We start from the raw sequence: 25,894 nt of genomic DNA on the forward strand, positions 1-25,894 counted from the left end.
CGCCGGCGTGGAGATCACCGATCTCGGCGCTGTCTCGGCGCCTCACTCGGTGGGAGGCATCCGCGCCATGAACAACCGTGGCCAGGTCGTCGGCGGCGTCTGGAACGACAAGGGCGAGTTACGCGCCACCCTCTTCGAACGGGGCGGACAGAAGTCCCTGGAGGGCAGCTTCCCCGAAGGTGCGTCCGAGGGTTGGGGCATGGACATCACCGACGACGGGGTCGTCCTCGGCGAGGTCGACTACAAGCTGGAGAGACAGGCCTTCCTGTGGGAGAACGGGCAGGTGGAGTTCCTCGACTCCAACTTCCCGGGGGCCATCAACAAGAAGCGCCAGACCGCAGGTCGCGCCTACGTTCGTGAGCCGGACGGCGAGACGATGCTGCTCGTCGACGAGAACTCCGACCACAACCTCTGGGAGTTCGGCGTACTGGACATGAATGATGCCGGTCAAGTCGTCGGCATCGCGGACCTGACCGACGATCACGACCGCAACCTGCGCGCTTACCGGTCCAGGCCGGGAATGCCGCTGGATCCGAAGAAGGACCTGCTGCAGTGGGCCGGCGAGGGGACCTCGGCCGGCGGCATCAACGAGAAGGGTGAGGTCGCCGGCTACGCCATCGACCCGACCGGTGGTTACGTGCCGGTCATCTGGGACGCCGAGGGCCGGCCGCGGTCGCCCATCACACCGCAGGGCGGCACCGCGAACGGGATCAACAACGCCGGTACGGCGGTGGGGAAGTTCTTCCTCGTCGACGGCAAGACGCGTGCGGCCCTGTTCCAGGACGGGACCTTCACCGACCTCAACACTCTGCTGCCCGCCGGTTCCGGATGGACGCTGACCGAGGCCGTCGCGATCAACGACGTCGGGCAGATCGCCGGCATCGGCCGCCCGACCGGCGCCGAATTCGACCACGCGTTCCTGATGGACCTGGCGCCGCAGGGCCCGGTCATCGAGTCGGTGACGCTGGAGACGCAGAGCTATCCCTCGCCCGCGTGGCATCCGGTCACCGAGAGCGGCACCGTCGACGGCAACCGGGTCCGGGCCACCGTCAAGCTGCGCAACCGCAGCAACTGGTTCACCTTCACCCAGTTGCAGCTGACCGAGACGGTCTCCGGCAAGAAGCTGCCCGGCGGCACCATCGACGAGATCCTCAATCCCGGTGAGACGGTGATCGAACGGGTGGAGTGGGACACCGCCGGTTTCGCCTGGAAGAACGGCGACCAGCCGGGATCCGACCGGACCATCGAGGCCAAGCTGATCACCGGTGGCGTGGTCCGGGACAGCCGTAGCGCGCCGATCGTGATCCGTCCCAAGCCGGTCATCCTCACGCACGGCTACAAGAGCAACGCCGAGGACTCGTGGGGCAAGTACGCCCCGATCCTGACCAAGGGTCACCCGCTGCTCAAGGGCTACGCGGTCGGTGACGGCCAGGCGCCGGGTGTGCTCAAGACCGGTGACATGTTCCGGCCGCTGATGCCGACCAACACGCTGTCGCAGAACGCCGTCGAGCAGGCCATCTACATCGACGGCATCCGGAAGGTGACCGGCGCGTACCACGTCGACATCGTCGCCCACTCGATGGGCGGGCTGATCTCCCGGCAGTACATCCAGGAGGACATGCCGCCGTCGCTCGACGACAAGCCGGTCGTGAACCGCCTGATCCAGCTCGGCACGCCGAACATGGGATCGCCCTGTGCGGACTTCATGCTCGACCTTCCCGGCAGTGACACCTACCGCATCCCGGACATCGCCCCGTTCATGCCGGCGACGTTGCAGCTGACGCCGAAGTACCTGACCCAGGTCTTCAACAAGGAGGTGACGAACCTCCGCGGCGTGCCGGTGTCCAACCTGGTCGGCGCCGGTCACCGGGTGCCCTGCTACCCGTTCCCGGACGGCGACATCGTCGTGCCGATCCCCAGCGCCCAGTACATCTACCAGGACATCCCGTGGACCGGGATCGACCACCTGGCGATGACGGAATCCGCTGACGAGTTCGAGAACTACGTCAAGCCGCGCCTGGCCTCGCTGTCGGTCGGCGACTACGAGCCGGCCAAGAAGAAGGCCGCGGCGGCGGCTCCGGCCGGCGACTCCGCGACCACGTTCGCCGTGCCGGCCGCCACCGTGGCCGCCGGTGGCGCCGAGACACTGACTGTCGAGGTGCCGGAGGGCAAGGCGTTCGGCGTCACCGCTGCTCTGCCGCCGACGGCAGGCGTCACGCTGAAGAAGCCCGACGGCACCGTCGCGTCGAGCTACGCGCCCCGGAGCGACGAGGCCCGGCAGCCGATCCAGACCCTCTCGGCGGAGAAGCACGCCGCGGGAACGTGGACCATCGAGGTGACCAACGCGGGTACCGAGGAGATCCCTGCCGCGTTCGCCGCCTGGGTGGCGGGCAACCCGGTGACGATCGACGCGGAGGCCAAGGCCGACGACGCCGGCCGGGCGACGATCACCGCGACCGTTCGCGGCGCCGCCGCCGGTAACGCGACAGCGACGCTGCTCGACGAGAAGAAGAAGCGCACCGACCTCACGCTGACCGACGAGGGCGACGGCGTCTTCAAGGTCGTCACCGAGGCGCTGCCGGACGGCGACTACGCCGCCACGGTCCGCGCCGACACCGCGGCCGGTAAGCGGATCACGCACACCACCATCCACGTGCAGCGGCCCGACACCCGCGAGTTCAAGCTCGACGTGACGCCGCAGCCCGGCGGCACTGTCGCGGTAGACCCGCAGCAGCCGGTCTACCGGGCCGGCACCACCGTCACCCTCACCGCCAAGGCCGAGGCCGGACGGATGCCGCTCGGCTGGACCGTGGACGGGGTCGCCAAGCCGGCCGGTGCACTCACCCTGACCATGGACCGCGACCACGAGGTGGTGGCTAAGTTCGGCCGGTACGCCGTCACCGAACTCGGCGCCCTGCCCGGCGGCTGGGCGATGAACACCGTCGCGAACGACCTCAACGACCGGGGCCAGGTCGCGGCGACAGCGGTCACCGGCGCCGGGTCCGGGAACAACACCGGACAGCGCGACCGGGCCGTGCGCTGGGAGGAGGGCAAGTTCACCGAGCTGGACCTGCTGCCCTGCGACGAGGAACGCGGACCGTGCGAGTCCTACGGCGCCGGCATCAACGAGGCCGGTGACGTGGTGGGCTCCGCTTCGGCCGGGGACGGGTCGATAAACGTTTCGCACGCGACGGTCTGGTCCGACGGCGCTGTCAACGACCTGCACGACGAATCCGTGCGGGGACGCAGCAGCGGCGCCGGAGCGATCAACGACAAGGGCCAGATCGCCGGGTCGGTGACGCCGTACAACAGCAACGTCTCGAACGCGATCCTGTGGTCCAACGGCACCGTGAAGCGGACGCCGGAGAGCCCGAAATTCTGGACGTCGGACTTCCGCCGCCCGACCGGGCGGATGAACGACCGGGGCACGGTGGTGGGTGGCTACGTCACTGCCTCGGACTTCTCCGGCCCGTATCGGTGGATGCCCGCGAAGTACGCGAACGGGCAGGTCACCGAGCTTCCCGTACCGGAATGTGAGGGTATGGAGAGCGGCATCGCCAGCGGTGTGAACCACCGCGGCGACATCGTCGGCACCTACCTCTGCAACGACGGCGAGGTCCGCGAGAACGCCTTCGTGTGGAAGGACGGTGAGCGCGTCGACCTCGGCCCCGGCGAGGCGACGGCGATCAACAATTCCGGCCTGGTCGCCGGCTTCGCCGGGAGCGGCGACGCCCGCAAGCCGGTGCTCTGGCTGGACGGCACGCAGTACCCGCTCGCCGACCTGCTCGCCCAGCCGCTCTGTGGCGCCGGGGTCAATGGCCCCTGCGTGACGATCGAGACGCTGATCGACGTCAACTCCTCGGGGCAGCTGCTCGCGCTGGGCTTCACCACCGACCTGCGGGCCGACGGCAAGGTCACCAAGGAGGCCCGCTCGTTCCTGCTCGACCCGACGACGTCGAGCGCTGACCTGCGGGTGGACCACGCGGTGTCGCACCTGACACCGGCCCCCGGTCAGACCGTGACCTGGACGACGACGGTGACCAACTCCGGTCCGGACACCGCTACCGGCGTCCGCGCCGACGTCACGCTCCCGAGTCAGGCGACCATCGCGAAGTGTGAGACCAGCCGGGGCACCTGCACGAAGGTGGGCGACGTGGCTCGCCTGAAGGTCTCGTCGCTGCCGGTGGGTGCGACCGCGAAGGTCACCGTGACCGGCCAGGTGGCCGCCGGGACGAAGGAGAACGAGCAGCTGGTCAGCAGGGCCGAGGCGATCAGCGTCGCGGTGCCCGACCCGTCGCTCGCCGACAACACGGCTTCCGCGACCGCGACAGCCAAGGAGGCCCTGGACCGCAAGGAGATCGTCTTCGCCGCCCCGGTCCGCGTCGGCCAGACCGGCTGGCCGGCCACGGTGACGCTCACCAACCGGCAGCCCACGACCATGAAGCTGCTCGCCGTCGAGACGACCGGACCGTTCCGGCAGACCAACTCGTGCCCGGATCTCCAGTCCGGTGACAAGTGCACGGTCGAGGTCAGCTTCGTGCCGACCGAGGTCGGGCCGGCCACCGGTGAGCTGCGGTTCACCACCGAGGAGGGCGCGGCTCCGGCCTTCACGGTGAAGCTGTCCGGCACGGGCATCGAGGCCAACAACCGCCCGGTGATCAAGGTTCCGGAGGAGATCCAGAAGGTCGTCGCGGGGCAGCCGCTGAAGCTGGAGATCCCGTTCACCGACGAGGACGCCGACGACACGCACACCGCGGTCATCTCCTGGAACGGGATGGAGGAGGAGAAGGCCGACATGGTGCAGCGGCGCGGCGGCGGCACCCTCCGCATCAACAGGACATTCCGAGAGGCGGGGGAGGGATTCGTCGTGCTGACGGTCACCGACTCGAAGCGTGACTCGATCACCGAGGTGGTCTGGTACGAGATCACCGAAGCCGAGGCGAACACCGCACCGGAGATCACTGCCGGTCCGGACGCCGAGCTGACCGCCGGCGAGCGGTTCCAGCGGACCGTCACCTTCACCGACCCGACCTCGACGTCATGGACGGCGACGGCTGACTACGGCGACGGCACGGTCCGGGAACTGAACCCGGACGAGCGGGAACTGGCCCTGGACCACACCTGGGCGCAGCCCGGCGCCTACCCGGTGACGGTCACCGTCACCGACGACGGCGGACTCACCAGCACGGCGAAGTTCACCGTCACGGTGGTCCCGGCGCAGACGCCGAACACGGCACCCACTGTCGAGTTCGACGGCTCGGTGTCGCTCACCGAGGGCGGCACGTGGACGGCCACCGGCACGATCACCGACCCGGACGACGACGTGTGGACGGCCACCGCGGACTTCGGTGACGGATCCGGCCCGCAGCCGGTCCGGCTCGACGGCAGGTCGTTCGACCTGAGTCACGTCTTCACCGACGACGGCGCCCGCACCGTCGAGGTACGGGTCACCGACGACAAGGGCGGCAACGCCGTCGCCACCCGGCTGGTGAAGGTGGCGAACGCTGCCCCGGTGGTCACGCTGACGGCTCCGGCCGCCGGTGCGGTGGTCGCGGTCGGCGCCCCGGTACGGCTCGAAGCGTCCTTCACCGACGCCGGAGCCGCCGACACGCACACCGCGAAGTGGGAGATCGGCACGAAGACGTACGAGAGTGGTCTCGCCGGCGGTACGGCGACCCTCCCGCACGTGTTCACCAAGGGCGGCCGCTACCCGATCTCGGTCACCGTCACCGACGACGACGGAGGCAAGGGCACGAAGGAGTCGTACGTGCTGGTCTACGACCCGGCGACGGCGATCGTGGGCGCCGGTGTGACGGCCTCCCCGGCGGGTTCCTGCACGCTCACCAAGGCCTGCGGCCACGCCTCCGCCGCGGCGTTCACGCTGCACGCCGCGTACCCGAAGAAGTCGGCCGTGCCCACCGGTGAGCTGCGCTTCACCGCGGCCGGATTCGACCTGCGCGGCCGCTCGTTCACCGTGCTGGCGGCGGCGGACGGCAAGGCGGTGCTGCGGGGCACCGGCACGGTGAACGGCGCTGAGGTGACGTTCGAGGCCACCGCGACCGACTCCGGGCGGCCGCTCGACCGGACCGACTCGCTGCGCCTGGTCGTGACGTCCCGCGGTGGTCAGGTGATCTACGACAACCAGCGGTCCGGCGCGAAGAGCCCGGTGCTGGGTGTGGTGCGGATCAGCGACTGACGAGGAGAGAAGCACGGCCCGTCTCCCGAAGGATCGGGAGGCGGGCCGTTCCCGTTCATCCCCTGGTGTGCCGGTTCAGCTCATCCCCGGGTGTGCCGGTTCAGCTCATCCCCTGGTGTGCGGGTTCAGCTCATCCCCTGGTGTGCCGGTTCAGCAGGACACGGCTGACCGCCGCGACCGTCGGAAGATCGTCGACCATCACCAGTTCAGGGCCGCCCGTGGATCGGAAGCACACCGCGTGCCCGTAACCGGGACCGATGACCGCGACGGCGAACTCGCCCGGCACCGGACGGTCGAGCACGATCGTGGAGCGGGCCTGTCCGGCGAGTTCGTACAGCGAGACGGGGAGATCGTCGGTCGATGCCACGACCACCGCCGCGTCGTCCGAGGCGGCGATGTGCCGTACCCGATCAAGTGCGGCGGCGATCCCCTCGGCCGTGCCCGGCAGCCTCGGCGCCCGCGCCGAGGCCACCTCGAACGGGGTTCCGTCGGGCTGGTGGAAACCCGGCCGGGACGCGCGGACGGCAGCGGCCGCCGCCCTGTCGTAACGATGCCCGGCTCCATCGAGCGGGCCGGGCCGGCCGAACAGCCAGCCCTGACCCCACTGCGCTCCCATCTCGCGGGCGGTGACCAGGTCGTCCTCGGTCTCGATGCCCTCGGCGATCACCAGAGCGCCGGTCCGTCGCGCCTCCCCGCGCACCACGGCGCAGACCGTGCGGCTGTGCGTCGCGTGCGGATCGCGGAGCAGGCTCATGTCGAGCTTGATCACCTCCGGTTCCAGGACCGGCAGGAACGCCAGCGACATCGGGTCGACGCCGACGTCGTCCAGAGCGACCCCGTTGCCGCCGAGCTGGATCTGCCCGGCGAGGCGCAGCAGGCTGCCGGGCACCGAGGGCAGCGCGCGTTCGGTGTACTCCAGGATGGCCCGGAACGACGGCCGGCTCGCGAACAACTCCATCAGCCGGGGCGACAACGGCTGGTCCATCACGGCGGGCTCACCGTTGGCGAACAGCAGCGGCGGCGCGACGGGCGCCGCCATCGCGCCCTCCAGGGCGCGTTCGAAGCAGAGCATGTCGAGCTCGCCGAGCCGCCCGGCGGCGCCCGCGGCGGCGAACAGCCGGTCCGGGAACTCCAGAGCGCTCCCGGCCGGTCCGCGGGCGAGAGCTTCCACCCCCACCACGGTACGGGTGGACAGGTCCACGATCGGCTGGAAGAGCGGCCGGACGAGTCGGCCGGCCAGCACGGCGTCGATCGTGACGCCGGTGATCGGCGTGGTACCGGGGGCGTGTGCGGTCGGCATGTCCGCTTGATCGGCGGCTGACCCGCGCACCTTCGGAATTCCGGAGGTGGTTCACCCCACGATCCAGCCAGAAAATCTATGTCGAACGCACTAGACTTTCTGACGTAGTCGAGTTAGTGTTGCTTTCGTTGAGAGCAAAGATCTTGAAGTAGCTCGTCGCACGTGCCGGGGCCATGAAGTCGCGTGGGGCTCCGACACCGGCGAGTAGCACCAAGGAATGGAAACAGAGGAAAGGGAGGGTAAGGACACCGTTGGATCGCCCGCGCCAGGACGTGCTTTCAGCTCTGGGGCGGACACCGCAGTCTCCATCGAACGAAAGGTGGTCTCCGGTCACGCTTATGCGATCCTCGCGCCCGACCCCGCCAGTGGCGGGCGGCGCGGAAAAGGCAAGCCGACGAACCTGTCGGTAGATGGTGTTTTCAACCCACAAACCCTGGGCCCCGGCGCGTGAGCGCCGGGGCCCTCGACGTGGAGGTGTCAGTGGCCCAACCCGACGACATGTTCGGTGACGATGACTATCCCGCCTACACCATGGGCCGCGCCGCGGAGATCACCGGCGCATCGCAGGACTTCCTGCGGCGGCTCGACGAAGAGAAGCTGATCACCCCGTTCCGATCCGCCGGCGGTCACCGCCGTTACTCCCGCTACCAGCTGCGTCTCGCCGCTCGTGCCAGGGAGATGGTCGACCAGGGGACCGCCCTCGAAGCCGCCTGCCGGATCATCATTCTCGAGGATCAGCTCGAGGAGGCCCTCCGGCAGAACGAGATCTTCAAGCGCCGGAACGAAGCCCGCGAGGATCTCAGCTGACCGCTTGCTTCACCAGCGCGGCAACCTTCGCCTCGGCCTCGCCGTCGAGCGTGGTCAAGGCGAAGTACGTCGGCCAAACCGTGCCGTCGTCCAGGTTCGCCTCGTCGCTGAAGCCGAGGATCGCGTACCGGGTCTTGAACTTGGTGGCGGGCTGGAAGAAGCAGACCACCTTGCCGTTCCGGGCGTAGGACGGCATGCCGTACCAGAGCTTCGGTGTCAGGTCCGGGGCGTTCTCCTTGATCAGCGCGTGCAGCCGAGTCGCGATCGTCCGATCGGACTCGGTCATCTCGGAGATCTTGGCGAGCACCTCGGGCTCCAGGTCCTTGCCGCGGCTCTTCAGTTCCTTGGCGCGCTGCTTCATGGCGTCGCGCTCGGCAGTGGTGAATCCGCTCATGCGCTCATCGGACCACCGGCGGTGCCCGCGCGGCGCGTCCGGTGGGACACCGTGGGACACTCGCGCCGTCGCTACCAGCGCAAACGAGGCGTAACGCGGATCGATGGGCCGGGACGGTACGGTGTTGCACGTGTCCAGCCCGCACGAACGACTGGTGTCCCAGCTCGTCCGGATCCGGGAGCTGAGCGGGCTGAGCCTGCGGGCGCTCGCCCGCGACGCGGGCCTGAGCAGCTCGTCGCTGTCGCGCTACCTGAACGGCCAGTTGGTGCCGCCGTGGGAGGCCGTGGTGGCGCTCTGCCGTGCCGTCGGCCGCGATCCCCGCCCGCTACGCGCGGTGTGGGCGGAGGCCGCCAAGGCGGGCCGGGCCCCGGCGCCGCGCCGCAACGACCTGCCCGCCGACCTGTTCGACTTCACCGGCCGAGACGCAGAATCAGAATCAGTCAAAATCCTCCTGGGTACGGTCGGAGCAGTCGCCATCGACGGCATGGCTGGCGTGGGTAAGACGAGCCTGGCCGTGCACGTGGCGCACCAGCTGGCCCCGGCCTTCCCGGACGGCGGCCTCTACCTGGACCTGCGGGGCTTCACGCCGGGGGAGGAGCCGCTGGACCCGCAGACCGCGCTGGGCCGGCTGCTCACCGCCCTGGACGTCACCCGTATCCCGGCGAGCCTGACCGAAAGCGCGGCGCTCTGGCGCTCGGAGCTGTCCCGTCGGCGGGCGCTGGTGCTGCTCGACAACGCGGCCGACGCCGACCAGGTGCGCCCGCTGCTGCCCGGCGCCGGCCGGTCGGCGGTCCTGGTCACGAGCCGATACCGCCTGGTCAGCCTGGACGGGGTGCCGCCGGTCTCGCTGACGCCGCTGGCCGGTGCCGAGGCGGCGAGCCTGTTCCGCCGCGCGGCCGGCCTGGCGGAGGCCGACGACCCGGACGTGGAGCAGGTGCTGCGGCAGTGCGGCGGTCTGCCGCTGGCGTTGCGGATGGCCGGGGCCCGATTGCGACATCGGCCAGGATGGACGGTGGCCGTGCTGGCCGAGCGGCTGCGCGACGCGACGAACCGGTTCGACGCCGTGTTCGGGATGTCGTTGCGGCAACTGGACTCGGCTGACCGCCGTACCTTCCGGCTGCTGGGCGTGCTCCCGGGCGCCGACTTCGACAGGGCGGTGGCGGCGGCGCTCACCGGCATGCCGCCGGCCGCGGTGGCGGCGGCGCTGGAGGAGCTGGTCGACGCCCACCTGCTGCAGGAGACGTCGCCCGGCCGCTATCGGATGCACGACCTGATCCGGCAGTACGCCGCCGACCTGGCCGCCGAGGAGGAGCCGCAGGCGGACGCGGCGGTGCGGCGGGCGCTGCGGCACTATCTGGAGCGAGCTCGGGATCACGAGCGGATGCTGCCGTCGCCGTACCGTGCGGAACCGGCGCCGGGCGATCCGGCCGCCGCGACCGCCTGGTTCGACCTGGCGTACCCCAACCTGGTGGCCTGCGTCGACGCCGCGGTCCGGCTCGGCGAGGACGAGGTGACAGCGGAACTGCCGCAGGCGCTGCGGGTCTGGTTCTTCCGGCGGCGCGGCACCGAGGATCAGGCGCGCCTGCTGGAGGCGGCCGCGGCAGCCGCCGGACGGCTCGGCCGCAACGCCCAGCGGGCTTCGCTGCTGTCCGATCTGGGGTGGACCCGGGCCGCGGCGGGCCGTCCGCACGAGGCGCTCGCCGCGTACGAGGAAGCCGGAAAGATCCGCGAGGAGGCCGGAAACGTCCGCGAGGACGCCGGCCTCGCGCTGCGCATCGGGTTCGTGCAGCGGGACCTCGGCGCGTGGGAACCGGCGCGGGCGCACTTCCGGCAGGCGCGGGAGCGGTTCGCCGCGGAGGGCAACCGGGCCGGTCAGGCGCAGGCCCTGGCGTTCGAGGGCTGGGTGACCCTGCGCCTGGGCCGGCGTGCCGAAGCGGTCGCGCTCGCCCGGCAGTCCCTCGACCTGGCCGAGGGCCCGGCGCGGATCACCGGCCTGGTCACGCTCGGTCTGGCGCTCGCCCCGGACGAGGAATCGCTGCCGGCGCTCCACGAGGCGCTGCGGCTCGCCGAGGAGAACGACGTCGCCCACAACCGGGCCTGGTGCCACAACTACCTGGGTGTCGCGCTGCGGGCCAGGGGTGAGCCGGCGGCGGCGCTGGACCAGCATCGACGCGCGTTGGAGCTGCTGGAACCGTTGGCCGAGCTCCAGCTGGAGATCGATTGCTTGCACGAGTACGCGGAGACGTGTCTCGCGGCCGGCCGGACCGAGGAGGCCGCCGTCCAGCTGAACCGGGTCATCGAGCTCGCCCGCGACCTGAACCGCCCGCACGACGAGAAGCGGGCGCGGGTGAGGCTGTCCGGGCAGGTTGCGTCGTAACGGTAGCGTTCTATACTCCTCCCACCCTTCACTCTGATCTTGGGACCGTCATGACCTCCGTACGCGTTCGTGCCCTCGCCGCCCTCCTCGCCGCCGTTCCCGCCGCGGGTGTCCTGGTCGGCGTCGCGCCTGCCCAGGCCGCGCTGAACGTGACCATCAAGTCCGTCTCGCTCAGCAAGAGCGCGTTTGTGCTGAGCTCCAAGGCCGGCTGCACGAACGTCACCGCCACGGCGGTCCTGAGCGCACCGATGCCGACCGAGGGCTACACGTTCAGCGGCGTCGGTGTCGATGTGACTCCGATCGCCGACGAGAACACCGCGGTCGCCAGTGTCCAGTTCAAGCAGGTCGGCACGTCCGCCACGTACCGGGGTGTCTTCCAGGTCTGCGGCAAGTACGCGCCGGGCAAGTACGCCGCCACGGTCTACGGCGTGGCCGTCGGCGATGAGGTCGAGAGCACCGACGGGTTCACCAAGATCCTGACGATCAAGCGGCCGTCGAAGGTCACGCTGAACGCGTCCCCCGAGCCGGTGAAGAAGGGCAAGAAGATCACCGCGAAGGGCACCCTGAAGATCGACGGCAAGGTCCTCGCCGGCGCCAAGGTGCAGATCCTCTTCAAGAAGTCGGGTGCCAAGGCCTACACGGTGAAGGCCACCGTCAAGACGAACAGCAAGGGCATGTACTCCAAGAAGTTCACCGCCACCAAGACCGGCACGTGGAAGGTCGCATACGCCGGCAACGGCACCAAGGCCGCCACGTCGGCGACCGACGCCGTCAAGGTCAAGTAACGCCGACAGCACCGCGGCGGCGCCCCTGTTTCTCCGGGGGCGCCGCCGTTTTTTGTTTGCTGGGGGTCCCGGCTGGCGGTCCGAGACCCCCGCACAGGGATCATCAAGTAATCCCAACGGGTGAAAAGGCCTTATCGGCCGCTTCACGGTGCTAATTGGCACTAGACATGCACTTGTCCACCATATCAATACCGTCATTCAGGGTGGTGCGATTCGGTGGCGCTGCTGGTTCCGCGCAGGTCAGCGGCGCTGCGCTATCCCGGTGCTAAATGGTCCATCGCCGGTTCGGTGGTTGCCCACTTCGGTGCTCATTATCACTATCTCGAGCCCTATTTCGGCAGTGGCGCGGTCTTCTTCACCAAGGAACCGTCACCTCACGAACTCATCAACGACACCAACGGCGCCGTGGTCAACCTGTTCCGGATGCTGCGCGATCGCACCGAGGAACTGTGCTGGGCGCTCGAGGCCACACCCTGGTCCCGCGACGAGTACGCGATCTCCGACGTGGTCACCGGCGACCCGCTCGAGGACGCCCGCCGGTTCGTGGTGCGGGTCTGGCAGGCGCACGCGAGCGACCTCGCCAAGAAGACCGGATGGAAGACCCGCGGGGTGCGGCAGCGGGCCCGGGGGATGTCCGACAGGTGGAGCCGGGTGCCCGCCGAGCTGCGGTCGATGGCCTGGCGCCTGGCCGAGGCGGAGATCGAGAACCGGCCGGCGGTCGACGTGATGCGGCGCTTCTCGGCCGCCGACTGCCTGATCTACGCGGACCCGCCCTACCTGCCGCAGGTGCGCACCCAGCGAATGTACGGCCAGGAGATGACGACGGCGGAACATGTCGAGATGCTCGACGTGCTCCGCCGTCATGCCGGTCCGGTGGTCCTCAGCGGCTACGACAACGACCTCTACAACGCGACCCTGGCGGGGTGGCGACAGGTCACCCTCAAGCCGCCGAAGGTGGAGAAGGGCGCCACCCGTACCGAAAAGCTCTGGATCAAGCCTTAGCGGTGCGGCACGATCAGCGGCGTTCCGGTCCGGGGGTGGTCGATCACCTCGACGTGGTGCTGGTAGACGTCGCTGAGCAACTCCCCGGTGAACACCTCGGCCGGTGGCCCGGACCGCCGCACCCGGCCCGCGGCCAGCACATACGCCCGATCCGCGTAGGCGGCGGCCAGTCCCAGGTCGTGCAGGACGACCACCACCGCCGCACCGTCCGAGGCGCGCGCCCGCGCGGCCGCCATGACCAGCTCCTGATGGCGCAGGTCGAGCGCGGCGGTCGGCTCGTCGAGCAGCAGCACCGGCGTCCGCTGGGCCAGCACCCGGGCGAGCGCCACCCGGGCCTGCTCACCGCCGGAGAGCGCCGGGAACGGGCGTTCGGCGAACGCGCTGGTCTCGGTCCACTTCATCGCCTCGGTGACGGCGTCCTCGTCGTCGTCGCCCTCCGGCCGCCCGGCCCACGGCGCCCGGCCCATCCGGATCACCTCACCGACGTTGAACGGGAACGACAGGGTCGCCTTCTGCGGCAGCACCGACCGGCGCCGGGCCAGCTCCACGGCCTTGTAGGAACCGATCTCCCGGCCGTCGATCTCCACCCGGCCGGTGTACGCGACGTCGCCGGCCAGCGCCGCGAGCAGGGTGGACTTGCCGGCGCCGTTCGGCCCGACGAGCGCCACCACCTCGCCCGGGTCGGCGTGCAGGTCGACGCCGGCCACGACCTCGCGGCCGCCCAGCCGCACGGATACTCCGGTCGCTCTCATCCCCAGCCTCCGGCGCGGGCCCGGGTGCGGCGCAGCAGCCAGAAGAAGGCCGGCCCGCCGACCACGGCGGTGAGCACCCCGAGCGGTAGTTCCTGATAGTCGATGGCGGTCCGGGCGATCAGGTCACCGGTCACCACGATGACCGCGCCGCCCAGGGCGCTCGCCGGGATCAGCACCCGGTGCCCGGGGCCGGCGACCATCCGGATCAGGTGCGGCACGACCAGGCCGACGAAGCTGATGATGCCGGTGAACGCCACGGCCGACGCGGTGAGCAGCGCGGTCGCGACGATCGCGGTGATCCGCAGCCGTTCGGTGTCGACGCCGAGGTGCCGGGCCGGCCGCTCGCCGAGGGCCAGCAGGTCGAGGCGGCGGGCGCAGAGGGCGGCCACCGCGAGACCGGCGATCGCGCAGGGCCCGGCCACCGCGACAGCGCCCCAGGTGGCCTGGGCGAGGCTGCCGAGCTGCCAGAACGCGATGGCCCGGACGCCGTCGTCGTCGGTCATGAACATCAGCAGGCCGAGCAGCGCGCCGGCCGTCGCGTTGACGGCCACGCCGGTCAGCACCAGCGTCACGACCTCGGTCCGGCCGGCCGAGCGCGACATCGCGTACACGAGAAGGGTGGTGATGATGCCGCCGATGAACGCGGCCGCCGCGGTGCTCCAGGGCCCGAAGATCGTGACGCCGCTGACGATGGCCGCGGCCGCGCCCACCGCCGCGCCGGACGAGACGCCGACCACGCCCGGTTCGGCGAGCGGGTTGCCGAAGACGCCCTGCATCAGCGCACCCGCGCAGCCCAGCGACGCTCCGACGATCACCGCGAGCACCACGCGCGGGAAACGCACCAGCCACAGCGCGTTCTCCCCCTGCACCGCCGAGGGCAGCGGACCGAGGTCGAGGCCGAGGCGGTGCAGCAGCGAGCCGGCGACCTCGGCCGGCGCGATCGGCACCTGACCCTTCCCGGCCGCCACCAGGCAGATGATCACGAGCCCGGCCGCCAGACCCCCGATCAGACCCACCCTTTTGTACGGTGTGAAGGACGCTTGCTGCTTCTGTTCCGTCAGCTGCACGGGCCGTAGACCGCCTTCGCGAGCGCCTCGACAGCCTTGCCGGTCCGGGCGCCGAAGTTGAGCAGGATGCCGTCGTCCATGTCCACGATCCGGCGGTTGACGCCGGCCGGGGTCTGCGCGACACCGGGCAGCTTGAGCAGGCCGTCCACACCGTCCACCGAGTTCAGGCCCTCGGTCATCACCAGGAGCACGTCCGGCGCCGCGTTGATCAAGCCTTCGCTGGTCAGCGGGCGGAACTTCTTCAGCCCGATGGCACTGCCCGCGTCCACCGCGCCGATCGCCTCGATCATCGAGTCCGAGCCGGCGCCCTTGCCGCCGATCAGGAAGACCCCGGCGGTGCCCCGGACATAGAGGAACGCGATCCGCGGTGGCGTGCCGCCCGCCGGCGCCGTCTTCCGGGCCGCGTCGATCTCCGACTGCACCCGTTCGACCAGCCGCTCGCCGGCCTCGGGGACGCCGAGCGCCGCCGCGACGGCCCGGATGTGCTCGGGCACCGCGGCGAGGGTCTGCTCGTCATCGATGATCACGACCGGGATGCCGGCGTCGCGGATCTGGTTCAGCACGGTCGGCGGTCCGATGCTGTCGTCGGCGATCAGGACGGTCGGGTTCAGTTTCAGGATCGCCTCGGTGGACAGGTCGTGTCCCTGCGGCGTGACGAGCGGCAGTTTCGCCGCGGCCGGGAACGTGGTCGAGGTGTCCCGGCCGACCACCCGGTCACCCAGGCCGAGGCTGAAGACGATCTCGCCGAGCGAGCCGTAGAGGTTCACCGCGAGGATGCGGTCGGCGCTCTTCACGGTGACCTCGCGCTTGTCGGCGGAGTTCACCGTGACCGGGAGTTTCGGGGTGGGCGCCGGGGCGAGCGGTGTGATGTTCTCGTCCGCGAGCTTCGCGGTGGTGACGCCGCAGCCGTTGCCGCCGGCTGCCGCCGCCTCCGTCTCGGGTCCGATCTCGCTCACCGAGGTGCAGCCGGCGGTCAGCGCGACGGTCGCCGCGAGGGTCACGGCGACATGGCGGATTCTCATGCTTTCTCCTGCTTGCGACGCCGGATCCGGCCGGTCACGACGGTGGCGAGCATGCCGACGAGGAACGCGCCGCCGATCGCCCACCAGTGGCCGAGTGGTGTCGCGGTGCTGGTGCGGCTGAGCATCGGCTCGGCGACCGTGACCGCGGCGGGGGTGGTGGCGACGGCGTCCGGGGGAGCGGCCGTCGCGAGGCGCCCGGTCGGCGGGCCGACCGGGGTCTTGGTGCCGCTCGGCGCGGCCGTTGTGGCGGGCTTCACCCCGGCCGTGGACGCGGGTGCGCCGGTGGTGGCGGGCTGGGCCGTTCCCCCGGTGGTCTTCGCGGCGGCGAATCGCACCGGAATGCGGACATCCTGGGATCGATCGCTGGTGCGAGTGTGATCATTCCGGGTAACGATCGCGCAACCGCGAACGGCGCAGTCAATATCGCCGATCATCTGACTGACCTTGACGGACACCCGGAACGATCCGCCCTTGCCGTACGGTTTCGTCAATCCCTCGGCATAGGACGGCGGGTTCGAGGAAATCCAGACGGACGCGCCGGAGCTGCCCGACATGTCCGCGCCGCCGCCGCACGGCGAGGGCATCACTCCAGCGCCGTTGTCCAGGCAGAACGCGACGTAGATGCCCTTGCTGGTGTCGTATCCCCGGCCGGTGACGGTGACCGTCTCGCCGGCCCGGTCCAAGCCTTTTGTCTTCGAGGCCGTGAGTCGTTTCGCGGCCTGTGCGGGCGTGCCCGACGCGGCCACCATCAGTAGCGCCAGGGCCGCGAATGCGGTTATCCGGCCGATGCGCACCGTAGTCCTCCAGCGATTTTTCAGCATGCGTGATCTTGCTTTTGATCACGGGTTTAGGTGAGGCTAGCCTAACCTCGCTCGAACTCGCGAGCGTCTGCCTACATCGGCTTCACCGGCCCTCGCAGGGGGTTCATCGACCTCTGCGGGGCCTCACCGGCCTTTGCGGGGCTTCATGGGAAGGACAACGAGCATGGGCACAACCAACGGCCCGAAGCGGGTCGCACTGTTCGCCGGCGCGATCGCGATCGGTGCCGCCGCGGCGCTGACCGGGATCAGCCCGGCGCAGGCGGCGTCGGTCAAGGTGGCCGGCGGCAGCCTGGACTGGGGTTTCAAGGCGTCGTTCCGGGCGTACATCTCGACCGGCAACGGCAACCCGCCGATCGCCCTGAGCGACGGCGCGACCCGGAACGCCGACGGCACCTTCGACTTCACGGCCAAGGGCGGCACGTACGACGCCGCCGCCGGAACCGCGACAGTGAACTACAAGGGCACCGTGGTGTTCTCGTACCCGGCGCACTTCTTCCAGATCACTCTCGCCAACCCGACCCTCGTGGTCGACGGCGACGGCACCGGCTCGCTCAAGGCCGACGTCGAGCTGGTCAACGGCGGTGTCGTCCAGTCCGACCAGGAGCAGGCCGAGATCGCTTCGGTGGTGACCACCGCTCCGACGGTCACCGACGGCGCCATCTCGTTCTCGAACCTGGCGTCCACCCTCACCGACGCGGGTGCGACGGCGTTCACCGGCTTCTACTCGTCCGGCGCGGCGCTCGACCCGATCACGGCGACGGCCTCGGCCGAAGCCACCACCGAGCCGACGGACCCGACCGACCCCACGGACCCGACGGACCCGACCGACCCGACCGACCCGACCGACCCGGAGCCGGGCAACAGCTCCGCGTCGCAGACGATCAAGGCAGCGGTCACCGGTGGCGCCCTGACCCTGACGTCGGCCGGCTCCAACGTGGCGCTCTCCGCCGCGACCCCGGGTCAGACCGCGTCCGGCGCGCTCAACGCCGTCACCGTCAGCGACCTGCGCGGCACCAACTCCGGCTGGGACCTGGTCGGCCAGGTCACCGACTTCTCGTCGACCGGCGGCGGCAAGATCCCGGCCGCCAACCTCGGCTGGACGCCGACCGCCAAGGTGGTCGACGGCTCGCTCGTCGACGCCGCCGGCGTCAGCAACAAGGTCACGGCCGGCAACCCGGTCGCGCCCGGCACCGGCCTCGGCGCCAGCCGCACCCTCTGCAGCGCGGAGACCGGCAGCAGCCTCGGCAGCTCCACCTGCGGCGCCGCCCTCGAGCTCGGCATCCCCGAGTCCAGCGCGGCCGGTGAGTACAGCGCCGTCCTCACCCTGACGCTCGCCTGATCTCGTGATCTCTGCCTGATCTCGTGATCTCCGCCTGATCTCGTGATCTGCGGCGAGGAACCGGCCGGGAATACCGCAATTATTCCCGGCCGGCCCGCCCCATCGTAAGGAGCAACATGTTCGTCCGGGGCCTCCTGGCCGCCGCCCTCGCCGTGGCGCCGATCTTCGCCGCCGCGCCCGTCTCGGCCGCCCCTGCTCTCGCGGCCGTGCCCGTTCCCGGAGCCGCGCCCGCTCTGGCCGCCCCGGGTGACACCGGTGTGCGCTGGTCCGTGCAGCCGTCGAGCGCGAAGGGCCCGGACGGGCGGGACTTCATCATCCGGCGCGCCAACCCCGGCCAGCGGATCACCGACTACGTCGGCATCACCAACCTCACCACCAAGCCCCAGACCTTCTCCGTGTACGGGACCGACGCGTACACCACCGACGACGGCTCGTTCGCCCTGCTGGCCGCCGCGCAGCAGCCCACCGACATCGGATCGTGGATCGGGCTCGGCGCGAAGCAGTACACGGTCCCCGCGAACACCCGCCTCGACGTGCCGTTCTCGGTCACCATCCCGGACAACGCCACCCCCGGTGACCACGCCGGCGGGGTGATCGCCTCGATCGCCGAGGAGCAGGTCGACGCGAACGGTCAGAAGGTGCTGGTGGACCGCCGTATCGCGGCCCGCGTCTACCTCACCGTGGCCGGCGCCGTCACGCCCAGCATGAAGATCGACACGGTACGGCTGGAGTACCACCAGGCCGCGAACCCGGCGGACGGCGGCACGATGAGCGTCAGCTACCTGGTCCGCAACACCGGCAACCTGCGGCTCAGCGGCTCCGGCGCGGTCCGTGTCAACGGCCCGTTCGGCTGGGGACTCGCCCGGACGGACGCCATGGAGATACCCGAACTGCTCCCTGGCGGCTCGGTCACGATCACTGAAAAGATCACTGGTGTGCAGCCGACGGTGCGCCTCGCCGCCGAGGTCAGCGTCGTGCCCGCCTCCTTCGACGAGCAGCTGCCCGCCGTCTCCCGCAGCACCGGCGTCTGGGCGTGGCCGTGGGCCCTGGTCGCCCTGCTCGGTGCCGCACTGCTCTACCTGATTGTCCGTCTTGTCCGCCGAAAGGTGCGCTCGCGGCGTGCCCGCGGCGCCGAAGTTCCCGCTGCCCAATGAGGACCACTCCGGTTCCCCGATACTGGAAGTCCGGCAGGGCTTCCACCCCGCGATCGCTGAGCACCGCCGCTCGGCGCCTCGCCGCTGCTTCGCAGATCAGGAAGGACGAGCCGAGATGACCGGTTTCGCAGCCCGTATCCGTCGCGCCACCATGGTCGAGCACCGTGAGGCCGAGACAAGGACCTTCATCTCCCGTCTGATGGCGGGCACCATCCCGGTGGCCGGCTTCACCGAGCTCACCGCCCAGTACCTGGTCATCTACCGTGAGCTGGAAGCGGCCGCCGAGGCGATGCGGGACGACCCGGTGGCCGGCGCCTTCGCCGACCCCGCGCTGTTCCGGGTGCCCGCCCTGGAGGCCGACCTGGCCCACCTGCACGGCGCCGGCTGGGAGTCCGAGGTCCTGCCGGTCGAGGCCACCCAGCGGTACGCCCAGCGACTCCGCGAGAAGTGCCGCACCTCCCCGGCGCACTTCGTCGCACACCACTACGTGCGTTACCTCGGCGACCTGAGCGGCGGCCAGCTGATCGCCCGCACCCTCTCCGAGAAGTACGGCCTTCCGGCAGCGGCGACGAACTTCTACCGCTTCGACCAGATCCCTGACGCGAAGGCCTACAAGACCGCGTACCGTCAGCGCCTCGACGCGCTGGATCTGCCGGAGGAGCAGCTGGAGGTGGTGCTGGCCGAGGCCCAGCTGGCCTTCGGCTTCAACGGCGCCATCTTCACCCAGCTCGGCGCGGCCTGGCCCGAGGACGTCCCCGCCGCCGCCTGACGCCGCCCGCCTGCCCGCCCGCCGCCACCCGCCGCCCGCCTGCCCAGCGCCCGCCCGCCGCCCGCCTGCCCGCCACCCGCCCGCCGCCACCCCCTCCGGTTCGCGATCTGGATCGCGATGGTTGGCGGCCGAGCAGGGTGCGAGGGGCGGGCGGTCTCGTCAGCCGGTCAGGGTGGTCAGGTCGCGGAGCAGCTCGGACGCGGCGATCGGGGACAGCTCGCCCAGCGACACCTCGCCGCGTGCTGCTCGCCGCCAGCGCTCGCCCGTGCCGTTGTGCAGGTAGGCGGCTGTCACAGTCTGCTCCGGGAAGTAGTCGACCGAACCGACGGCGATGCCCGGGTCGATCTCCAGGGCGAACTCCAGGCCGGGTGCCACGACGAGTTCCATCCGGCACTGCATGCCGGCGTCCTGTGGCTCCTCGCGCCGCCAGCCGCGGCGTTCCAGACCCAGCACCCGGGTGGTGGGCAGCGTGACTCCCTCGAACCGGGACAGCGTCCCGCCCGCGGCCTCCTCCGGCGTCAGCGCGAAAGTCTCCCGGCTGAGCTGCGGAAACGGCTGCAGGATCTCGTAGTCGGCGAACACCTCGGCCCACGCGGCCAGGGAGCCGGCGGCCGACCCGCCTGCGGCCAGGGGGCCGGCGGCCGATCCGCCTGCGGCCAGGGAGCCGGCGGCCGACCCGCCGGCCACGGCGATCAACGGACGGCCCGCTCGCAGATCGAGCGGATGCGCGACCCCGACCACCGCGTCGCCGGCCGGGGTGAACGGCTCGTCATCCACTGTGGAGAACGTCCGGTCCTCGGCGATCCGGAACGCGACCGGCCCGGACGGGGAGTAGATCGCCCAGACCAGCCGGCGCGAGATGTGCCAGATCAGCGGGTGGTCGACGAAGAACCGCCGGAACTCGGTGAGCGGCCAGCGGCGTCCGCGGACCATCGCCTGCTCGAGCCGGCGCACCTGATCGGCCGCGACGGTCCGGACGTCCTTCTTCAGTGCGGCGAACCGTTTCCACGCCGCCGGGGCCAGCTCCGCGTCGTCGCGCGCACCCGGCTTGGGCAGCGACGTGAGCCGCTTGCCGGCGGTGTCCGTGACGAACGGCCGGAGTAGCTCGTCGAACCCGACGACGAAATGCCGGGAGCCGTAGTCGAGCCGCAGGCTGCCGTCGGCGGCCAGCCCGAAGTCGGGGACGAGCCGGTCGGCGAGCTGCTCCGGCGTGAGCCCCAGGGCGTCGGCGACCTCGGCCATCCGGGTCTGCGCCGCGACTTTCAGCCCCTTGAACTTGGCGCGCTGCGCGATGCCGTGCAGATGCATCAGGGCGACGTCGGAGCCGATGGCGGAGAGCACGTTCACCCCGGTCACCGCTCTCTGGTGGCCGCCGTCGCCGGGCCAGGCCAGGATCAGCGGGGTGAGGCGGCGGACCGTCTCGTCGTCGCCGAGCAGGCCGAGCGCATCGAGCGTCCAGTTCTCCTTCGCCTCGGCGCCGGCCAGCTGCCAGCGGTGGAACGCGCCCCACGCGAACTCGGCGAGGTCACCCGGCTCGCACGCCTCCTGGACGATCGCCAGACCGGTCCACGGGCTGTCCAGCCTGGACAGCGCGAGAACCGTGATCAGGTGGGTGATCGACTCGGCCGGCAGCGCGCCGGAGCCGTCCCGCAGGCGCACCGGCGGAAGCAGCCCGGGGACGGCCCAGCCGGGGACCGGTGGCATCTTGGCCGGCAGGACGGTCAGCGGGTCGGTGGCGAGCAGCGTCTCGATCGCGGCCGCGGCCGGAGTCCCGTACCGATGAGAGGTGGCCCGGACCGTCTCGCCCTGGCCGTGTGCGTGCAGGGCGAGAAGCGCGCCCTCGGCCTGGCGGCGCGCCGTGCCGGCCTTGCCGAGCGCCGCCGGGATCAGCGCGTGCGTGGCCTCGGCCGGGTGCCGCAGCAGCCAGGCCAGCGCGAGGCGGCGCAGGCTCTTGAGACGAGCCAGCCAGTCGGCCATCACGACGGCGACCTCGGGCGACGTGAACGGCAGGAGCACCGCCGCGTGCTCCGCGGAGCCGCGTTTCGCCAGGTCGAGCAAGGCAGGCAGGGCGTCGAGCTCGAAGCGGGCCGCGGCGACCCGCAGCCAGGGACCGGCCTCCCACGAGTCCCGGGCGCGCCACTTCCGCAGGGCCGGGCGGGCGATGTCGTCGGGCGCGTCGACGAAGAAGCGGGCCGCCTCGTTCCACTGGCCGCGACCTTTCAGCAGCCGCTCGGCGGTCTGTTTCCAGGAGAGCCGCCACTTGCCGCCGCCGCGATGGACCGGGGTCGCCAACCACTGCTCGCGCTCGCCCGGCAGCCACCGGACCACGGCGGGCTCGGTGCAGCTCAGGCCACTGATCACGACCGGTTTGGCGGCCTTGGCGCGGTGCAGCCACGGCGGGCTGACCAGCAGCGGCGGAACGGCGGCGGCCGGTGCGATCACCAGCGACCGGGACTCGGCCACGATCTGACGGATTCGCCCGGCGGCCGCCGGACCGAGCCGGGGCGTCACATCGTCGATCAGGCCGGGGTGCGCCAGGACGTGCCCGCGCAGCAGGTCGGCGATCGTGCGTTTCGCCGCGCCCGCGGCGAACAGCCGCAGCGCGCGCTCGGGGTCCCGCTCGGCGGCCTCGGTCAGCACGCCCACCACGTATTTCGCGTCGACCCGCTCGATCAGCCCGCGCATCACCTCGTCACCGGGGAGGGCGGCGAGCGCGGTGAGCAGGCGTTTCTGAGCCGCGGCGTCACCGATGCCGGAGTCGAACCAGTGGAAGAGGGCCGGGACGGCGGCCGCGCCCGCCCCGTCCAGAATCGTGGAGATCATGGCGGTCGAGCCGATCACCGTCCAACCGCTGGCGACCTGGGCGAGCGCGTCCAGCTGGGCGCCGGTGCCGGCCGCCGTGACCAGGGCCGCCGCACGGTACGCGTCAGAGTCGCCCACCGCCGACAGAATGTCCTGCTCCACCCAGTCGGACCGGGCGGGCACGAGCACGGAGGCGGCGACCCGGCCGTAGGGATGGGCGCCGCGATAGGGCAGCAGCGCCTCGACCACCGCGGCGTGCTCGGCGTCGCTCGCCGAGGCGAGCGCGCGCCGGACCCGGAGCAGGACCTGCAGCGGTGTGTCGATCTGCCAGCCCTGCCGGCTCTCGCCCGGCTGAAGGTGGCGCACACCGAGCTCCTGCCGCACCGGTGGGAACTGCCGGGGCGGCGGGTTGTCGTCGACGACCAGCAGCATGAAGAGCGTGACGGCGGCCTCGGCGGCGTAGCGCAGCCCACGCTCGGCGATCAGCAGGTCGGCGAACGCGACGAGCTGTGACCGGGGCGGCCAGACACCGCTCGTGAGGATCGCCGCGACAGCCGCCGCGCCGAGCGGGGGCGCCTCGGGGTCCCCGTCGAGCCACGCCCGCGCCGCGATCGCCGTGGACTCGGCAGTGGTCGGCGCGGCGAGCACCTGACGAGCGTAATTGGGGCGGCGGCCCATCTCCTCCTGGAACTGCTCGCGGGCCCGCGGGTCGGGGACGAACGGTGTCAGCCCGGCGCTGCCACGACGCGGGAACCGATGCCTGTGCCAGAACGGGCTCTCCATGGCCGGCACGTTATCGAGACGGTACGACAAAACCCGGAACGATCTGCGACCATCCGGCGATGCCGGAAAACACTCTGCGGCGCCGCCAGGCAGCCATGCGGGCCTGCGACCGGATCCTCTCCGGCGCGCGCCCGGTGACGATGCGCGAGCGGCTGGACGAGCTGTCGGCCGTGGCGGATCTGGACGACCTGCCCGACTACTACGGCGACGGCCCGGTGACCACGCTGGAGCAGCGGGTCGCGATCCTGCTCGGCACCGAGGCGGCGGTCTGGTTCCCGACCGGGACGATGGCCCAGCAGGTGGCGCTGCGGTACGGCGCTCAGGAGACCGACGCGGTGGCCCTGCATCCGCTCGGTCACCAGCTCGTGCACGAGCGGGACGCGTACGCGACCCTGTCCGGCCTGCGCGCCGTCACGCCGACCGCCGCGTACCGCAACCCGACCGCCGCCGACCTCGCCGCCCTGGAGGAGCGGGTCGGCACGGTCGTCTTCGAGCTGCCGATGCGGGACGCCGGTTTCGTGCTGCCGACCTGGGACGAGCTGACCGAGGCCTGCGCGGAGGCGGTGGACATCGGCGCCCGGGTGCATTTCGACGGCGCCCGGATCTGGGAGTCGGCGCCCTATCTGGGCCGGACGATCGCCGAGATCGCCGAGCAGGCCGACAGCACGTACGTCTCGTTCTACAAGACGCTGGGCGGGCTCAGCGGCGCGGCGCTGGCCGGCACCGCGGACCTGGCGCGGTACGCGCGAGCCTGGCGGCACCGGCACGGCGGCAACCTGTTCCAGCAGTGGCCGGCGGTGATGTCCGCGCTGGCCGGGCTCGACCGCGAGCTGCCGCGGATCCCGGACTACGTGCGGCACGCGCGCCGGGTGGCGGACGCCCTCGCCGAGCTGCCCGGCGCCCGGGTCTTCCCGCGGCCACCGCACACCCACCAGTTCCGGCTCTTCCTGCCGCATCCGGCGGGGGTGCTCAACGCGGCCGTGCTGACCCTCGCTGAGCAGGGGAAGGTCTGGTTCGCCGGCGGGTGGCGGGACACCGAGGTGCCGGGGGTCGCGATGGCCGAGCTGACGATCGCCGCGGCGGCCCTGGAGTGGACCGCCGCGGACGTGGCCGACGCGGGCGAGAGGCTTCTCGAACTCTGCCGGTGAACGGGGCAGCGCGACGGAACCTCCTCGGGTGACCATGCACCGGTAGCCGTCGCCCGCGCAACGGCCCGGCGTTGGCAGACGGCCGCGCGGTGGCGGCGGGACGGTTCTCCTGCGGTTGGTGCGTTTTAGCCGTACCTGTCAATGGGCCTTGTCCGCGAACGGCCCGGCGGCCTACGCTACGAGCAGCAGGAAAGCGCTTTCCTCTGGATCCTCGAAGGGAACCCGCATGGCAGCCCGCAGATCGATCGGCATCGTTATCAATGGTGTGACCGGCCGGATGGGATATCGGCAGCATCTGGTTCGCTCGCTCCTCGCCATCCGTGACCAGGGCGGCGTGCCGCTGGCCGGCGGCGGGCACATCTGGCCCGAGTTGATCCTGGTCGGCCGTGACCCGGACAAGCTCGCCGCGATCGCGGCTCGGCACGGGCTCACCGAGTGGACCACCGACCTGGACGCCGCGCTGGCCCGGCCGGATGTGGAGATCTACTTCGACGCGCAGGTGACCGCGCAGCGGGAGAAGGCGATCCGGCAGGCGATCGCGGCCGGCAAGCACGTCTACACCGAGAAGCCGCTCGCCGAGAGCTCGGCGGCCGCGCTCGAGCTGGCCGAGCTGGCGTCCGCCGCCGGCGTCAGCAACGGCGTCGTGCAGGACAAGCTGTTCCTGCCGGGCCTGCGGAAACTGAAGCGGCTCATCGACGGCGGTTTCTTCGGCAAGATCCTTTCGGTACGGGGTGAGTTCGGCTACTGGGTCTTCGAGGGCGACTGGCAGACCGCGCAACGGCCGTCCTGGAACTACCGGCTCGCCGACGGCGGCGGCATCGTGATGGACATGTTCCCGCACTGGAACTACGTGCTCGAGGAGCTGTTCGGCGCGGTCCGCAGCGTGCAGACGACCACCGCCACCCACATCACCGAGCGGGTCGACGAGCGTGGCGAGGTGTACGCGGCCGACGCCGACGACGCCGCTTACGCGATCTTCGAGCTGGAGGGCGGCATCGTCGTTCAGCTGAACTCGTCCTGGACGGTCCGGGTGAACCGCGACGAGCTGGTCGAGTTCCAGGTCGACGGCACGCTCGGCAGCGCGGTCGCCGGCCTGCGAGGCTGCAAGATCCAGCACCGCGCGACCACGCCGAAGCCGGTCTGGAACCCGGATCTGCCGCTCACCGAGTCGTTCCGCGACCACTGGACCGAGGTGCCGGACAACGAGGAGTTCGACAACGGTTTCAAGGTGCAGTGGGAGTCCTTCCTGCGGCACGTGGTGGCCGGCGAGCCGTTCCACTGGGACTTCGCGTCCGGCGCGCGGGGGGTGCGGCTGGCCGAGGCGGGCCTGGAGTCGGCGCGTGCGGGCCGCCGCATCGAGTTGGGAAACGCCTGAG

General features: G+C 71.1%; 17 protein-coding genes. 10 read left to right on the plus strand and 7 right to left on the minus strand.

The genetic code is table 11. The features are described from left to right. Window positions 1-67 precede the first annotated feature (67 nt). Complete coding sequence (locus tag AB0F72_RS03955; protein WP_360424689.1) at window positions 68-6,196, plus strand: PKD domain-containing protein; 6,129 nt, start codon at window positions 68-70, stop codon at window positions 6,194-6,196. Window positions 6,197-6,326: 130 nt separating this feature from the next. Here AB0F72_RS03955 and AB0F72_RS03960 read toward each other — a convergent pair whose 3' ends face one another. Continuing rightward, window positions 6,327-7,496, minus strand: a complete 1,170-nt coding sequence (locus AB0F72_RS03960; RefSeq protein ID WP_360424692.1) for an EAL domain-containing protein — start codon at window positions 7,494-7,496, stop codon at window positions 6,327-6,329. A gap of 498 nt (window positions 7,497-7,994) precedes the next feature. On the opposite strand from AB0F72_RS03960, the gene AB0F72_RS03965 reads away from it, so the two are divergent. Continuing rightward, window positions 7,995-8,303, plus strand: coding sequence for a MerR family transcriptional regulator (locus tag AB0F72_RS03965; RefSeq protein ID WP_360425071.1), 309 nt, complete (start codon window positions 7,995-7,997; stop codon window positions 8,301-8,303). Here the strand turns inward: AB0F72_RS03965 and AB0F72_RS03970 are convergent. Further along, window positions 8,296-8,697, minus strand: coding sequence for a DUF1801 domain-containing protein (locus AB0F72_RS03970; RefSeq protein WP_360424695.1), 402 nt, complete (start codon window positions 8,695-8,697; stop codon window positions 8,296-8,298). The genes AB0F72_RS03965 and AB0F72_RS03970 overlap by 8 nt on opposite strands. Window positions 8,698-8,827: 130 nt before the next feature. On the opposite strand from AB0F72_RS03970, the gene AB0F72_RS03975 reads away from it, so the two are divergent. The 3 genes from AB0F72_RS03975 to AB0F72_RS03985 all read left to right on the plus strand — a co-directional run bounded on the left by AB0F72_RS03975 (window position 8,828) and on the right by AB0F72_RS03985 (window position 12,861). Next, entirely contained in the window at window positions 8,828-11,074 is a 2,247-nt protein-coding gene (locus tag AB0F72_RS03975; RefSeq protein WP_360424698.1) for a tetratricopeptide repeat protein, read from the plus strand. A 50-nt stretch (window positions 11,075-11,124) separates the two neighbouring features. After that, window positions 11,125-11,859 carry a FixH family protein gene (locus tag AB0F72_RS03980; RefSeq protein WP_360424701.1) on the plus strand — a complete coding sequence of 245 codons (735 nt, stop codon included), beginning with the start codon at window positions 11,125-11,127 and terminating at the stop codon, window positions 11,857-11,859. Window positions 11,860-12,075: 216 nt separating this feature from the next. After that, complete coding sequence (locus AB0F72_RS03985; protein ID WP_360424704.1) at window positions 12,076-12,861, plus strand: DNA adenine methylase; 786 nt, start codon at window positions 12,076-12,078, stop codon at window positions 12,859-12,861. On the opposite strand, the gene AB0F72_RS03990 is transcribed toward AB0F72_RS03985, so the two are convergent. Genes AB0F72_RS03990 through AB0F72_RS04005 form a run of 4 tightly spaced genes read right to left on the minus strand, consistent with a single transcriptional unit; the run spans window position 12,858 to window position 16,496 of the window. After that, window positions 12,858-13,613 carry a heme ABC transporter ATP-binding protein gene (locus tag AB0F72_RS03990; RefSeq protein ID WP_360424708.1) on the minus strand — a complete coding sequence of 252 codons (756 nt, stop codon included), beginning with the start codon at window positions 13,611-13,613 and terminating at the stop codon, window positions 12,858-12,860. The two genes, AB0F72_RS03985 and AB0F72_RS03990, sit on opposite strands and share 4 nt — an antisense overlap. Beyond that, window positions 13,610-14,629: an iron ABC transporter permease gene (locus AB0F72_RS03995; protein WP_360424711.1), complete on the minus strand. Its 1,020-nt coding sequence runs from the start codon at window positions 14,627-14,629 to the stop codon at window positions 13,610-13,612. The genes AB0F72_RS03990 and AB0F72_RS03995 overlap by 4 nt, the downstream gene beginning before the upstream one ends. A gap of 41 nt (window positions 14,630-14,670) precedes the next feature. Beyond that, complete coding sequence (locus AB0F72_RS04000; protein WP_360424714.1) at window positions 14,671-15,702, minus strand: ABC transporter substrate-binding protein; 1,032 nt, start codon at window positions 15,700-15,702, stop codon at window positions 14,671-14,673. Further along, entirely contained in the window at window positions 15,699-16,496 is a 798-nt protein-coding gene (locus AB0F72_RS04005; RefSeq protein WP_360424717.1) for a hypothetical protein, read from the minus strand. The genes AB0F72_RS04000 and AB0F72_RS04005 overlap by 4 nt, the downstream gene beginning before the upstream one ends. Window positions 16,497-16,686: 190 nt before the next feature. Here AB0F72_RS04005 and AB0F72_RS04010 point away from each other — a divergent pair, with 190 nt between their 5' ends. The 3 genes from AB0F72_RS04010 (at window position 16,687) to AB0F72_RS04020 (ending at window position 19,785) form a co-directional block, all read left to right on the plus strand. Further along, window positions 16,687-17,862: an HtaA domain-containing protein gene (locus AB0F72_RS04010; RefSeq protein ID WP_360424720.1), complete on the plus strand. Its 1,176-nt coding sequence runs from the start codon at window positions 16,687-16,689 to the stop codon at window positions 17,860-17,862. 116 nt (window positions 17,863-17,978) lie between these two features. After that, window positions 17,979-19,016: a DUF916 domain-containing protein gene (locus AB0F72_RS04015; protein WP_360424723.1), complete on the plus strand. Its 1,038-nt coding sequence runs from the start codon at window positions 17,979-17,981 to the stop codon at window positions 19,014-19,016. A gap of 115 nt (window positions 19,017-19,131) precedes the next feature. Next, window positions 19,132-19,785, plus strand: coding sequence for a biliverdin-producing heme oxygenase (locus tag AB0F72_RS04020; RefSeq protein ID WP_360424726.1), 654 nt, complete (start codon window positions 19,132-19,134; stop codon window positions 19,783-19,785). A gap of 159 nt (window positions 19,786-19,944) precedes the next feature. Here AB0F72_RS04020 and AB0F72_RS04025 read toward each other — a convergent pair whose 3' ends face one another. Then, a complete protein-coding gene (locus tag AB0F72_RS04025; RefSeq protein WP_360424729.1) occupies window positions 19,945-23,370 on the minus strand; it encodes a DUF4132 domain-containing protein in 3,426 nt (1,141 codons plus the stop codon). Between the two features lie 59 nt (window positions 23,371-23,429). Here AB0F72_RS04025 and AB0F72_RS04030 point away from each other — a divergent pair, with 59 nt between their 5' ends. After that, window positions 23,430-24,518, plus strand: a complete 1,089-nt coding sequence (locus AB0F72_RS04030; RefSeq protein WP_360424732.1) for a beta-eliminating lyase-related protein — start codon at window positions 23,430-23,432, stop codon at window positions 24,516-24,518. 226 nt (window positions 24,519-24,744) lie between these two features. Next, window positions 24,745-25,893, plus strand: a complete 1,149-nt coding sequence (locus AB0F72_RS04035) for a Gfo/Idh/MocA family oxidoreductase (protein ID WP_360424735.1) — start codon at window positions 24,745-24,747, stop codon at window positions 25,891-25,893. The last annotated feature ends 1 nt before the right edge of the window (window position 25,894 follow it).

It is taken from the genome of Actinoplanes sp. NPDC023936 (assembly GCF_040639325.1).
GTDB lineage: Bacteria > Actinomycetota > Actinomycetes > Mycobacteriales > Micromonosporaceae > Actinoplanes.